Origin of the sequence: Nocardioides sp., assembly GCF_036401255.1 — a bacterium.
Lineage (GTDB): Bacteria > Actinomycetota > Actinomycetes > Propionibacteriales > Nocardioidaceae > Nocardioides.
In genome coordinates this window covers 1-12,771 of the sequence record NZ_DASWVI010000068.1, presented here as the reverse complement: position 1 = coordinate 12,771, position 12,771 = coordinate 1, and the positions used below count along the sequence as shown (strand labels likewise).

At 73.6% G+C, this 12,771-nt stretch carries 14 protein-coding genes; 4 read left to right on the top strand and 10 right to left on the bottom strand.

Annotated elements, in window-relative coordinates:
* Positions 1-123 precede the first annotated feature (123 nt).
* Genes menD through VGD85_RS03070 form a run of 3 tightly spaced genes read right to left on the bottom strand, consistent with a single transcriptional unit; the run spans position 124 to position 3,640 of the window.
* Entirely contained in the window at positions 124-1,695 is a 1,572-nt protein-coding gene (gene menD, locus VGD85_RS03080) for a 2-succinyl-5-enolpyruvyl-6-hydroxy-3-cyclohexene-1-carboxylic-acid synthase (RefSeq protein WP_331061978.1), read from the bottom strand.
* The gene (locus VGD85_RS03075; RefSeq protein ID WP_331061977.1) at positions 1,692-2,633 is read right to left on the bottom strand and encodes an o-succinylbenzoate synthase; all 942 of its coding nucleotides are present in this window, start codon (positions 2,631-2,633) and stop codon (positions 1,692-1,694) included. The genes menD and VGD85_RS03075 overlap by 4 nt, the downstream gene beginning before the upstream one ends.
* Positions 2,633-3,640: an AMP-binding protein gene (locus VGD85_RS03070; protein WP_331061976.1), complete on the bottom strand. Its 1,008-nt coding sequence runs from the start codon at positions 3,638-3,640 to the stop codon at positions 2,633-2,635. The genes VGD85_RS03075 and VGD85_RS03070 overlap by 1 nt, the downstream gene beginning before the upstream one ends.
* A gap of 44 nt (positions 3,641-3,684) precedes the next feature.
* On the opposite strand from VGD85_RS03070, the gene VGD85_RS03065 reads away from it, so the two are divergent.
* Positions 3,685-4,560, top strand: a complete 876-nt coding sequence (locus VGD85_RS03065; RefSeq protein ID WP_331061975.1) for a 1,4-dihydroxy-2-naphthoate polyprenyltransferase — start codon at positions 3,685-3,687, stop codon at positions 4,558-4,560.
* Between the two features lie 24 nt (positions 4,561-4,584).
* A complete protein-coding gene (locus VGD85_RS03060; protein WP_331061974.1) occupies positions 4,585-4,716 on the top strand; it encodes a hypothetical protein in 132 nt (43 codons plus the stop codon).
* 19 nt (positions 4,717-4,735) lie between these two features.
* Here the strand turns inward: VGD85_RS03060 and VGD85_RS03055 are convergent, their stop codons facing one another.
* On the bottom strand, positions 4,736-4,996 hold the full coding sequence (locus tag VGD85_RS03055) for a DUF4229 domain-containing protein (RefSeq protein WP_331061973.1): 261 nt from the start codon (positions 4,994-4,996) through the stop codon (positions 4,736-4,738).
* A gap of 43 nt (positions 4,997-5,039) precedes the next feature.
* Between VGD85_RS03055 and VGD85_RS03050 the strand changes: the two genes are divergently transcribed.
* On the top strand, positions 5,040-5,237 hold the full coding sequence (locus tag VGD85_RS03050; RefSeq protein ID WP_331061972.1) for a hypothetical protein: 198 nt from the start codon (positions 5,040-5,042) through the stop codon (positions 5,235-5,237).
* A gap of 100 nt (positions 5,238-5,337) precedes the next feature.
* Here the strand turns inward: VGD85_RS03050 and ccsB are convergent, their stop codons facing one another.
* Genes ccsB through hemL form a run of 6 tightly spaced genes read right to left on the bottom strand, consistent with a single transcriptional unit; the run spans position 5,338 to position 11,305 of the window.
* Positions 5,338-6,336, bottom strand: coding sequence for a c-type cytochrome biogenesis protein CcsB (ccsB, locus tag VGD85_RS03045; RefSeq protein WP_331061994.1), 999 nt, complete (start codon positions 6,334-6,336; stop codon positions 5,338-5,340).
* Positions 6,337-6,341: 5 nt separating this feature from the next.
* The gene (resB, locus tag VGD85_RS03040; RefSeq protein ID WP_331061971.1) at positions 6,342-7,934 is read right to left on the bottom strand and encodes a cytochrome c biogenesis protein ResB; all 1,593 of its coding nucleotides are present in this window, start codon (positions 7,932-7,934) and stop codon (positions 6,342-6,344) included.
* Entirely contained in the window at positions 7,931-8,692 is a 762-nt protein-coding gene (locus VGD85_RS03035; protein WP_331061970.1) for a cytochrome c biogenesis CcdA family protein, read from the bottom strand. The genes resB and VGD85_RS03035 overlap by 4 nt, the downstream gene beginning before the upstream one ends.
* Positions 8,685-9,290, bottom strand: a complete 606-nt coding sequence (locus VGD85_RS03030; protein WP_331061969.1) for a TlpA disulfide reductase family protein — start codon at positions 9,288-9,290, stop codon at positions 8,685-8,687. The genes VGD85_RS03035 and VGD85_RS03030 overlap by 8 nt, the downstream gene beginning before the upstream one ends.
* Positions 9,290-9,970, bottom strand: a complete 681-nt coding sequence (locus tag VGD85_RS03025) for a histidine phosphatase family protein (protein WP_331061968.1) — start codon at positions 9,968-9,970, stop codon at positions 9,290-9,292. The genes VGD85_RS03030 and VGD85_RS03025 overlap by 1 nt, the downstream gene beginning before the upstream one ends.
* 12 nt (positions 9,971-9,982) lie before the next feature.
* A complete protein-coding gene (gene hemL, locus VGD85_RS03020) occupies positions 9,983-11,305 on the bottom strand; it encodes a glutamate-1-semialdehyde 2,1-aminomutase (RefSeq protein WP_331061967.1) in 1,323 nt (440 codons plus the stop codon).
* 231 nt (positions 11,306-11,536) lie between these two features.
* Between hemL and VGD85_RS03015 the strand changes: the two genes are divergently transcribed.
* Positions 11,537-12,739 (top strand): lytic transglycosylase domain-containing protein, encoded by a 1,203-nt coding sequence (locus tag VGD85_RS03015; RefSeq protein ID WP_331061966.1) that lies wholly within the window; start codon positions 11,537-11,539, stop codon positions 12,737-12,739.
* Positions 12,740-12,771: the final 32 nt, after the last annotated feature.

Genomic DNA, 12,771 nt, shown 5'->3' with positions numbered 1-12,771 from the left:
GCACTGGCGCCGACTCGGCACCCACACAACCTGCATTCGCGCCGACTCGGCACCCACACAACCTGCATTGGCGCCGACTCGGCACCCACACACCCTGCATTGGCGCCGACTCGGCACCCTCGGTCAGGGGCGCAGCGCGCGGATCCGGGCGTCGAGGTCGCGGCGGTTGTCGCGGCGTACGACGGCCTCCACGACCTCGATGCCGCCCGCGGGCGAGGCGAGGGCGTGCTCGAGCTCCGCCAGCGAGTCGACCCGCCAGTGGGGCGTGCGGGTCGCGGCGCAGAGGCTCGCGATGTCGACGTGGTGGGGGGTGCCGAAGAGACGGTCGTACTGCTCGGCGTACTCCTGCGCGCCCTGCTCGAGCATCGCGAAGATCGAGCCGCCGTCGTCGTTCACGACCACGATCGTGAGGTCCGGGACCGGCTCTCCGGGACCGATCACGAGCCCGCCGGCGTCGTGGAGGAACGTCACGTCGCCCATCAGCGCCAGCGCCCGCGAGGTGCGCGGGCGGCCGAGGGTCGCGCCGATCGCGGTGGAGATCGTGCCATCGATGCCGGCCAGGCCGCGGTTGGCGACCACCTTGCGGCGCAGCCCCACGTCGTAGCGGGGCACCATCAGGTCGAGGTCGCGGATCGGGCTGGACGCCCCGACGACGAGCAGGCCTGCGGCCGGAAGCGCCCGGGCGACCGCGCCGGCGACCTCGTGGGGCGTCAGCTCCGGCTCGGCCGCGAGCAGGGCGTCGAGCTGCCGGGAGACCGACCGGTCGGCGGCGCGCCACTCCTCGAGCCACTCCGCGTCGTCGGGCTCGGCCACCCCGACCCCGCCGAGCACCCGCGAGTGCACGGGGAACGGGCGCTCGCTCCAGACCCCCCAAGCACCCAGGTCGACGACCTCGACGTCCGCGCGGCCCAGCAGCCGGGTCACCGGGCGCGACAGCGTCGGGTGTCCGCCGACCACGACGCGCTCGACCCGGTCGCCGAGCTCGCCGTCGAGCAGCAGCCGGTAGGCGCGGATCGCGTTGGCGCCCGTGCGGGAGCCGCTGGACGGCTCGGCGAGCAGCGGCCAACCGGCCTGCTCGGCGAGCACACGCACCCGCGGCCCGGCGTCGTCGCCGGCCACCACGACCGTGCGGGGCCCGTTCGGGAGCACCGTGAGCGAGGCGGGGATCGCCCGGTGCACCGGCTCGCCGGGGAGGACCTCGGGCGCCCAGCGGTCGTCGGGGACGAGCGGCTCCTCCAGGGGCACGTTCAGGTGCACCGGTCCGGCGACCAGCAGGTCGACCGAGCCGGTCGCATCCTGGGTGGGGACCAACGGGCCGAAGATCCCGACCTGGTCGGTGGTCTGGTTGGCGCCGGTGCCGCGCAGCCGCGCCGGCCGGTCGGCGGAGACCACGACCAGGTCGAGCGCCGCGTGGGCGGCCTCGAGCACCGCCGGGTGGAGGTTCGCGACGGCGGTGCCGGACGTGCACACCACGGCCGCGCGGCGGCCGCTGCGGGTCAGTCCCAGGGCGAGGAATCCGGCCGTCCGCTCGTCGAGGCGGGTGTGCAGCCGCACCAGCCCCGCGGTGGCGGCGTCGTACGCCGCGAACGACAGCGGGGCGTTGCGCGAACCCGGGGCGACCACGATCTCGGTGACCCCGGCCTCGAGGAGCGCGGTCAGGACCCGGCGGGCGGTCTCGGTGGCAGTGGCGGTCACGAGCGACGATCCTCCCGCAGCGCGCGCACCTCGGCCAGCCGCGCCTCCCAGTGGGCGACCCGATCGGGGTCGGCCCGCACGAGCGACTCCTCGACCCGCGGCACCCGCACGGGGAGCTCGCCGTCGACCGGCAGCAGCGGGTCGAGGACCACGTCGTGGGCGAGCAGTTGCACGGTGGCCAGGCCGCAGGCGTACGGCAGCTCGGGCAGTGCCGCGGCCAGCGCGACCCCCGCGGCGATGCCGACGCTGCTCTCCAGCGCCGAGGAGACCACGACCGGCAGGCCGATGTCCTCCGCGATCCGCAGGCACGCGCGGACGCCGCCGAGCGGCTGGACCTTGAGCACGGCCACGTCCGCGGCCTCGAGGTCACGCACCCGGTAGGGGTCCGCGGCCCGGCGGATCGACTCGTCGGCGGCGATCGGCACGCCGACCCGGCGGCGTACGGCGGCCAGGTCCTCGACGCTCGCGCACGGCTGCTCGACGTACTCCAGGCCGCCGGCGGCGCGGTCGAGCAGCGGGATCGAGACGGCCGCGGTGTCGAGGTCCCACAGTCCGTTGACGTCGATGCGCACCCGGCCGTCCGGGCCCAGCGCGTCGCGCACCGCCTCGAGCCGCGCCTGGTCGTCGGCGAGGGCCTGGCCCGGCTCGGCGACCTTGACCTTCGCGGTGCGGCAGCCGCCGGCGCGGACGATCCCGTGCGCCCGTTCGGGGCCCACCGCGGGGACGGTGACGTTGACCGGCACGCGGTCGCGCACCGGCGCTGGCCAGTCGCCGGCCGCGGCCTCCTCGGCGCAGCGCAGCCACGGCTCGGCGACCGCGGCGTCGTACTCCAGGAACGGGCTCCACTCGCCCCACGCCGACTCGCCGCGGATCAGCGTGCCCTCGCGGACGGTGATGCCGCGGAACCGGGTCCGCATCGGGACCGACCAGACGATCATCAGGGCTCCTCGAGGGCACGGGTCCGCAGGGCCAGCCGGTCGGGCTTGCCGTTGCCGAGCAGCGGGATCGCGTCCAGCGCGACCAGCTGCCGCGGCGCCCACGAGCGCGGGTGGGCCTCGGCGACCCAGTCGCGGGCAGCCTGGAGCGAGAGCGGTCCGACCACGAACGCGACCAGCCGGGTGCCCCACTCCTCGTCCGGCACGCCGAGCACCTCGGCCGCGGCCACGTCCGGGTGCTCGCGCAGGCGGGCGGCGACCGCCGGGGCCGGGACGTTCACGCCGCCGCTGACCACCACGTCGTCGATCCGGCCGAGCACGTGCAGCCGGCCGTCGTCGTCGAAGCGGCCGGCGTCCGCGGTGCGGAACCAGCCGTCGACCAGCACGCCGGCGGTCAGGTCCGGGTCACCGGCGTACCCCTCGAACAGCGTCGGGCCCGCGATCCGCACCCGGCCGTCGGCCTCGAGCGCCACCGCGACGCCGTCCAGCGCGTAGCCGTCGTAGACACAGCCGCCGGCAGTCTCCGCGGAGCCGTACGTCGCCACCACGTGCACGCCGGCGGCGTCGGCGCGGCGGCGCAACCCGGGGTCGATCGGGCCGCCGCCGAGCAGCACGGTGTGGAAGGTGCGCAGGCTCGCCGCGTCGGTATCGAGCAGCCGGTGCAGCTGGGTGGGGACCAGCGACACGAACCGGTCGCCCGCGCCCATCGCCGCCGCGGCCGCGGCGAACGAGTCGTGCCGGTCCAGCAGCACGGGCTCGTGGCCGGCCACGAGCGATCGGCACACGACCTGGAGGCCGGCGACGTACGCCGCGGGCAGCGCGAGCAGCCAGGGCCCGGTGGCGCCCAGGCGGCGGGCGGAGGCGCGCACCGAGGCGAGCACGGCGGCCCGGGAGAGCAGCACCCGCTTGGGCGCCCCGGTCGAGCCCGACGTCTCCACGACCCACGGCGCCGGGTCGTCGGCCGCCAGCCACCCGGCCAGCTCACCGACCACTTCGTCCACCTGGCCCACCTGGCTGAGGCTAGACGGTCCGGTTGATGCTTGAATCTCCGGTCGTGGCAACTCCCGACCAGTGGCTCGCCGGCGCGCGGCCCCGCACCCTGCCCGCGGCCGTCTCCCCCGTGCTCGCCGGCACCGGCGTCGCGGCGTACGCCGACGGGTTCGTGTGGTGGAAGGCGCTGCTCGCCCTCGTGGTGGCCCTCGCGCTGCAGGTGGCGGTCAACTACGCCAACGACTACTCCGACGGCATCCGCGGCACGGACGCCGACCGGGTCGGCCCGATGCGGCTGGTCGGGTCGGGCGCGGCCACCCCGGCCGCGGTGAAGCGGGCCGCGTTCCTGGCGTTCGGCGTCGCCGGGGTCGCCGGACTGGTGCTCGCCGCCACCACCGCGTGGTGGCTGGTCGCCGTCGGCCTCGTGTCGGTGCTCGCGGCGTGGTTCTACACCGGCGGCTCGAAGCCGTACGGCTACCTCGGCCTGGGCGAGGTGATGGTGTTCGTGTTCTTCGGGCTGGTCGCCGTGGTGGGGACGACCTACGTGCAGACCGAGAGCTGGGAGTGGGCCGGCCTGTACGCCGCGGTCGGGGTCGGCGCGCTCGCGTGCGCGATCCTTGTCGCCAACAACCTGCGCGACATCCCCACCGACACGGTGGCCGGCAAGCGGACCCTGGCGGTCGTGCTCGGCGACGGGCGGACCCGCACGCTCTACGTGCTGCTCGTGGTGCTCGCGGCGGTCGCCGTCGTCGCGGTCGCCGCGGCGACGACCTGGTGGGTGCTCGTCGGCCTGGGCTTCCTGCTGCTCGGCGTCCCGGCGGCGCGGACCGTCGCGGGCGGCGCGACCGGGCCGGGCCTGATCCCGGTGCTCCAGCGGACCGGCCTCGCCGAGCTGCTGTGGGCGGCGCTGGTCGCCGCGGCGCTCGTCGCCGCCGGGTGACCGGCGCCGGCGTACGCTGGCGACATGCTGTGGATCATCCTGCTGCTCGTCGTGGCGGGCATCGTCGCGTACCGCTTCCGGGTGCCGCTACTGGCCAAGATCCTCGGCCAGCCGCGCAGCCGCATCGAGCGGCGCCTGGAGCGCCGCAAGGACTGAGCGGCGCGCGCCCCGAGGGTCAGTCCGCGTCCTCCTTGGTGCGCAGCTCCTCGATCTTCGCGCTCATCCGCTCCGCGCGCCTCTCGACCCGGCGCGCGAACGCGTCCCGCGGTCCGTTGAGCAGGAAGTAGGAGCCGACGCCGCTGAGCACGAACGCGATCACGATGGCCCAGAGCAGCGGCACGGAGTCGTCGATCAGGAACCAGACACCGACCACGATGCCCAGCGAGCCCAGGAAGAGCGCGAGACGCAAGAGGGTGTAGACCCAGAACTCCTTCACGCCTCCAGGGTAGGCGTGACCAGCCACCGCCTACCCTGGAGGGGTGCTGAAGCTGCTGCTCGTGGTGATCCTGTTCGGGGTCGCGGTCTACCTCACGGTCCGGCTGCTCCAGCGGCGCGGCCTCGCACCGCAGCCGCCGCGACGCCCGCAGCCGCCCCCGCGGGTCATGGGCCCCGACGACGACCCCGAGTTCCTGCGCGACCTCGACCGGCGCCGCAAACACCCCGAGGACCCGGAATGAGCCTCGATCCAGTCCGAGCCTGCGAGGACCGGGGCTCAGGAGCCAGGTCGACCAGCCGCGCGAGCGAGGAACGAGCTCGCGACCGGCGTGTCGAGGCCGATCAGCGGCCAGGCACACCGCTCGTGGCCGTGACGAGCGCCGGGGCGCCGCCGGCGTAGGAGTGCTGGCTGGTCGAGGAGAAGTAGTTGATCCCGATGAAGTTGAACCACAGCGTGGCGACACCGACCAGGGCCAGGATCGCGGCGTTGCGGCCCTTCCAGCCGGCGGTGGTGCGGGCGTGGAGGTACGCCGCGTAGACGACCCAGGTGATGAAGGCCCACACCTCCTTGGGGTCCCAGTTCCAGTACGACGACCAGGCCTGGTGCGCCCAGATCGGCCCGGTGATCAGCACCGCGAACGTCCACACCGGGAAGCCGAACGCGTGCAGGCGGTAGGAGACCCGGTCGAGCACCTCCGGCTTCGGCAGCCGGGCGACGTAGCCGGACTCGCGCTCGCGCGCCCGGGCCTTGACCAGGTAGAGCGCCGAGCTGATCCCGCCGAGGGTGAACGCGCCCGTGGCGATCACGGCCGAGACCACGTGGATCACCAGCCAGTACGACGAGAGCGCCTCGGTGAGCGGCGCGACCGGGGCGTAGAGCCAGATCACGGCGACCATCAGCACGCTGAGCACGAACGCGAGCACGATCGGGGCCATCCAGGCCAGCCGGAACCGGTGGTAGAGGACGACGTACAGCGCGGCGACGACGAAGGTGCCGGTCAGCGTGAACTCGTACATGTTGCCCCACGGCACCCGGTCGGGGTCGGCGGCCATGCCGCGGCCGACGAGCGCCACCAGCTGCACGAGCACCGCCAGGCCGGTGAGCAGGTAGCCCAGTCGGCCGAGGAACTCCGTACGCCGGACCTGCGCGTCGTCCTCGCCCTCCGGCCCGGTCGCGACGGCGACGCCCCCGGGGATGTCGACCGAGGCGACCGACGCGGCCGCCGCGGGGACGGGGACCTTGCGGAGCGAGGCCCACTCGGCCAGGTGCACCAGCAGGGCCAGGAAGTAGACGGTCCCACTGGCCGCCACGGCCCAGTTGCTCAGGCTCTCCCACTGCACGTCGGTCAACGCTTCTCCTCCGGATCTTGCTGCAGGGCCTGCACGAGATCGGCCACGACGGTCTCGACGTCGCCGCCACCGGACCGGTCGAGCGCAGCGACCTCGACCAGTGTGCCCTCCCCGTCGCGACGGGCGCGAACCCAGACGCGTCGTGGACGGATGAACAACGACCCGAGCAGGCCGACCAGGGCCAGCACGACCCCGGCGAGCGCGATCCACTTCCCGGGCGTCTGGCTGATCTGGATCTTGTTCCAGCGCTCGAGCCCGTCGAAGCTGACCGTGCCGAGGCCGTCGGGCAGCGTGACCTGCTCGCCGGGGCGCAGGTCGATGCGGTACGGCGCGCCGTTGGCCTTCTTGAGCATCGTGGCCCGGGACTTGTCCAGGCTGTAGACCGACTGCGCCTGTCCCTCGTCCATGCCGAGGTCGCCGGTGTAGACGAGCATCGACACCAACGGGTCGAGCGGCTTGCCGAACAGCGAGAAGTAGCTGCCGGTCTGCTTGGAGAACGCGACGGTCGGGTAGAACGCGCCCTCGAGCCCGATCTGCTCCGGCCGGGCGTCGGGCGCCTTCACGACGCCGATGGACTGGAAGGTCTGGTCGGTGGGCAGGAAGATCGTCGGCCCGCTGTAGACCTTCTCGCCCTGGCCGTCGCGGATCGTGATCACGGGCGCGTAGCCGTGGCCGATCAAGAACACGTCGGTGTCGCCGATGCTCAGCGGGTGGTTGACCTTGAGGTCGTAGGTCTTCTCCGCGCTGCCCGGCGACTCCCGGTAGGTCAGGTGCGACTCGAAGCCGCGGGCCATGCCGGCGCGGGGGCCGGTCGTCAGCCAGTCCACGCTGAAGTCGTCGATGGAGAACGAGAACGGCTCCATGTCGCTGTCGCGGAACAGGCTGCCGGGGTCGAAGTCGTCGTACTGCGTGAGGTTGTTGGAGAACCCGTAGTCCTTGCCGACGAGCAGCACCACGCCGCCCTTGTAGCCGAACAGCCCACCGAGCGCGAAGCCGACCAGCACGACGACCACCGAGAGGTGGAAGAGCAGGTTGCCGGCCTCGCGCAGGTAGCCGCGCTCGGCCGCGACCGCGTCACCGGCCGCCGAGAGGCGGTAGCGGCGCCGCCCCAGGGCCGTCCGCGCGCGCTCGAGGACCGCGTCCGCAGAGGCGGCGGTGTGGTACGCCGCATGGTCGGGCAGCCGGGTCAGGTTGCGCGGCGCGGCCGGCGGCTCGGCCCACATCCCCCGCCAGTACTTCAACGCGCGCGGGATGATGCAGCCGACCAGCGAGATCATCAGCAGCAGGTAGATCGCGGAGAACCACGGCGAGTCGTAGACCGAGAACAGCCCGAGCCGCTCGTAGATCGGGGTGAGCTTGGGATGGTCGGTGCGCCACCTCGACGTCTTGAGGGAGTCGACGCCCTCCTGCGGGATGATCGAGCCGGGGACGGCGGCCAGCGCCAGGAGCAGCAGCAGGATCAGCGCGGTGCGCATCGAGGTGAGCTGGCGCCACACCCAGCGCAGCAGCTCGCGGAAGGTGAGCTCGCCGGGACGCCGGTCGTCCTCGGGCGGCCGGGTGCTCAGGGCCGTGTCGGTCGGAGCACTCATACCGGGGTCTCCGAGGAGTTCACGAGGTGCAGCTGGAGCCAGGTGACGGCCTGGTCCCACCAGCCGGTCACGAGCAGTACGCCGACGGCGACCAGCATCAGTCCGCCGGCGCGCATCACCCAGGCCTGGTGGCGGCGTACCCACCCCACGGTGGCGAGTGCCTTCTCGTAGGCCAGTCCGGCCAGCACGAACGGCAGCCCGAGGCCGAGGGCGTAGACCGCGGACAGCAGCGCGCCGCGACCGGCGGTCGACTCGCTGAACGACAGCGTCGTGATCGCGCTCAGCGTCGGGCCGATGCAGGGCGTCCACCCGAGGCCGAAGAGGAACCCGAGCAGCGGCGCGGCCGCCAATCCCACGGCGGGGACCGAGTGCACCCGCCAGTCGCGCTGGAAGAACGGCAGCCACCCGGCGAACGCCAGCCCGAGCACGATCGTCAGCAGTCCCAGCGCGAACGTCAGCTGGTCACGCCAGCTGATCAGCCACGACCCGAGCGCCCCGGAGAGCGTGCCGAGGATGACGAAGACGACCGAGAACCCGAGCACGAACAGGACCGAGCCGAGCAGCATCCGGCCGCGGCGGGTGCCGGCCTGGCCGGTGGCGAGGTCGGCGCCGGAGAGCCCGGTCGCGTAGGAGAGGTAGCCGGGGAGCAGCGGGATCACGCACGGCGAGAAGAACGACACCAGCCCGGCGATCAGGGCCACCGGGACGGCGAGCACGAGAGACCCGGAGAACGCGGTCTCCTGGAACCACTCACCCATCCGCGGCCTCCCCCGCGCTCTCGCCCGCCACCTGCTCGACGACGTCGACGAGCGTCTGCCGGGAGGGGATCTCCCCGGTGATGACCGCCGCGACGCGGCCCTCGGCGTCGAGGACGATCGTGGTCGGGATCGCCGAGAGCGTGGCCTTGCCGGCGAACGCCAGCACCGCCTTGCCGGTCGGGTCGTAGATCGAGGGGTAGTCGGCACCGACGCGGCGCATGAACGCCTGTCCCTGGCTGGCGCTGGAGTCGCGGATGTTGATGCCGAGGAAGTCGGCGCTCCCGGTGAGCTCGTCGGCCGCCTGCGTCAGCATCGGCATCTCGCTGCGACACGGCCCGCACCCGGACCACCAGGTGTTGACGACGACCACCCGGCCGCGGGAGTCGGCGACGTCGATCGGGTCGCCGGTGAGCGAGGTACCGCTGAGGTCGACGGCGTCGCCCCGATCGGAGGGGTCGAGGATCCGCACGGTCCCCTCGCCGCTGATGTAGCCCTTGTCACCGGTGCTCTGCAGCGACGAGCACCCGGTGAGGAGCAGCAGGCCGACGACGGCCGCACCCAGCCCGCGCCGGAGCCTCGAACCACCGAGTCGCGACATCAGGGCCTGCGCTGCTCGGGCGCACCACCGGCCGAGAACGGCGCCTTCTTGTCCTGCACGGGGATCAGGTCGCCCGCGGGCTCGGAGTAGCTCACCTGGGTCAACCGGTCGCCGACGAAGTGGAAGGAGGTCAGCGAGCACAGCGTGCACTGCCGCCGCCGCGGGTCGTGGAGGAACGACCGCCTCTCCGCGGCGAGCCGGGTGATCCAGATCGGCAGCTGGTGGGAGACGACGACGGCCTCGTGGCCGCGCGCGGCCTCGCGGGCGTCGTCGACGGCCGCCATCATCCGGGCGACCACCTGCTTGTACGGCTCGCCCCACGACGGCCGGAGCGGGTTCCACAGCAGCAGCCAGGAGCGCGGGTCGCGCAAGGCGTTCTGGCCCCCGGCGAACCGCTTACCCTCGAACCTGTTCGTCGACTCGATGACGCGCTCGTCGGTGACGATCTCGAGGCCCCGGGCCTGCGCCAGGGGCCGCCCCGTCTCCTGCGCGCGCTCGAGCGGCGAGGAGCGCAGGTGGACGATGTCGCGGTCCTTGATCGACTCGGCGACCCGCTCGGCCATCCGCACGCCGAGGTCGGAGAGGTGGAACCCGTCCCGGCGTCCGTAGAGGATGCCGTCGGGGTTGTACACCTCGCCGTGGCGCAGCAGGTGGACGATGGTGTCGGGGGTCTGGCTCACGTGAAGGGGCTCCTACTGCTGGGCGGCGGCCGCGGCGCGGGCGGCGGCCGGCAGGGCATCGAGCACGGTCTGCACCGCGCGGTCGTCGTGGGCGGAGGAGAGGAACCACGCCTCGTAGGCCGACGGGGGGAGGTAGACCCCCTGGTCGAGCATCGCGTGGAAGAAGGCGGCGTACGCCGCGCCGTCGGTGCGCGACGCGTCGTCGAAGGAGCGGATGGGGCCCTCGGTGAGGAAGACCGAGAACATCGTGCCCGCGGCCTGGACGGCGTGGGCGACGCCGGCGCGGCTCAGCGCGTCGGAGACCGCGGCCTTGATGGTGTCGGCGGCGGCACCGATGTGGGCGTAGACCTCGTCGGTGGCCAGCCGCAGGGTCGTGAGGCCGGCGGTGGTGGCGATCGGGTTCCCCGAGAGCGTGCCCGCCTGGTAGACGGGCCCCTCGGGCGCGAGCCGGGACATCACGTCGGCGCGGCCGCCGAAGGCCGCGGCGGGGAACCCGCCGCCCATCACCTTGCCGAACGTCATCAGGTCGGGCCGCCAGCCCTCGGTGGCGCCGTCGAGGCCCCAGTGGCCCTGCCGGGAGGCCCGGAACCCGGTCATCACCTCGTCGCTGACGAACAGCGCGCCGTGACGGGCGCAGGTCTGCGCCAGGAAGGCGTTGAACGACGGCTCGGGCGGGACCACGCCCATGTTGCCGGGCGCGGCCTCCGTGATCAGGCAGGCGATCCGGTCGCCGTGCTCGGCGAACGCCTTCTCGACTGCGGCGCGGTCGTTGTAGGGCAGCACCAGCGTGAGGGCGGTCGACGACTCGGGCACGCCGGGGGTGCCCGGCACCGCGAACGTCGCGAGCCCGGAGCCGGCCGAGGCGAGCAGCGAGTCGACGTGGCCGTGGTAGCAGCCGGCGAACTTGACCACGACGTCGCGGCCGGTGAACCCCCGGGCCAGCCGGATCGCCGACATCGTGGCCTCGGTGCCCGAGGAGACGAACCGCACCCGGTCGACCGGGGTCCGCGCCACGATCTCCTCGGCCAGCTCGACCTCCGGCTCGGTGGGGGCGCCGTACGACGTGCCGCGCGCGACCGCGGCGGCGACCGCGGCCTGCACCTCGGGGTGGGCGTGGCCGAGCAGCATCGGACCCCACGAGCAGATCAGGTCGACGTACTCGTTGCCGTCGGCGTCGGTGAGCCAGGCGCCGCTCGCGGAGCGGATGAACCGGGGGGTGCCGCCGACCGCGTTGAACGCGCGGACCGGCGAGTTGACGCCGCCGGGGGTGACCGCCCGGGCGCGCTCGAACAGCGCCTCGGAGGCAGCGGTGGGCAGGGCGGCGCCGACGGTCACCGGGTCATTGTCCCTGAGGGCGCCAACCGGGCGGGCGCCAGGTCCGCCCCGGACCCCGAGAACGTGTTTCAGCGTCATGCTCCGCGGGAAGGAACGTCCTGTCGGGGGACGAGCACGGGACTGGACACGCCGCGGGGTCGGCGACGTACCGTAACTGTGTGTGACACCACTCGTTGGTCGTTCCACCCGGGCTTGAGGGAGCACCGGACGAGGGAACAGGGAGAGAGCCACATGTCGACGACCAGGCCGACTTCTCGGTCCACCGCGCGCTTCGGCCGCGCCCACAAGGCGATGGCGCTGGTCCCGCTGGCGCTGCTGTCCGCCGCCTGGACGGCCAGCATCGCGGGCGTCGGCGCGGGGACGGCCACCGCGAGCGCCGAGACCCAGCCGGACGCCTCGCTGCCCGACGGCTCGCACGTGCCGACCGACGCGATCAAGGCCCCCGCGAGCGTCTCCACCGCCGGCGGCGTGGCTCCCGGCGTGCCCGGCAACGGCGACCGGATCGTCTCGACCGCCTCGACCTCCGGCATCCCGTCCGCCGCACTGGCCGCCTACCAGCGCGCCGAGACCGTCATCAACGCCGCCGACAAGAGCTGCCACCTGTCCTGGCAGCTGATCGCGGCGATCGGCCGGGTCGAGTCCGACCACGGCCGCACCAACGGGAACACGTTGAGCCCCCAGGGCGTGGCCAAGCCGGGCATCTTCGGCGTCGCGCTGGACGGCACCCACGGCACCACCCGCATCGCCGACACCGACGCCGGGCAGTACGACGCCGACGCTCGCTTCGACCGGGCCATCGGTCCGATGCAGTTCATCCCCTCGACCTGGTCGGTCGTCGGGGTCGACGCCGACGGCGACGGCGAGCGCAACCCGCAGGACATCGACGACGCGGCGCTCGCCACCGCGGTCTACCTGTGCTCCGGCCCCGACGACCTGTCGACGCCGTCCGGCCAGCGGGCGGCCGTCTACCGCTACAACCACAGCACCGCCTACGTCGACCTGGTGCTGTCGATCATGAACGCCTACCTCGACGGCGAGTTCACCTCGGTGCCCAACGGCACCACGTCGGCCGGCTACCTCGTGCCCGCCCCGGCGCAGTCCCACAGCAGCGGCAAGGGCCCGAAGAAGCACCATGGCCAGCCGCACGCCACCCAGACCACCGACCCCGAGCAGCCCAGCGAGCAGCCGAGCCAGGAGCCGTCGCCGGCGCCGACCCAGCCGGCCGACCCCGGCCTGCCCACGGGCGGCGGTGGCGGCGGTGGCGGCCTGCCGGCCCCGAGCCTGCCGCCGCTCCCCTCGACCTCGATCCCGCCGGTCGACGACCTGCTCACCCACGCCCAGGCGATCGTCCAGTGCACGCTCGACGGCTACATCGACAACCTGCTGCGCGACGACGACCCGTTCGACCAGTGCGTCTACGACTACACGCATTAGCTCCCTCGTGCCTCGTCGTGGGCGGCCGGCGG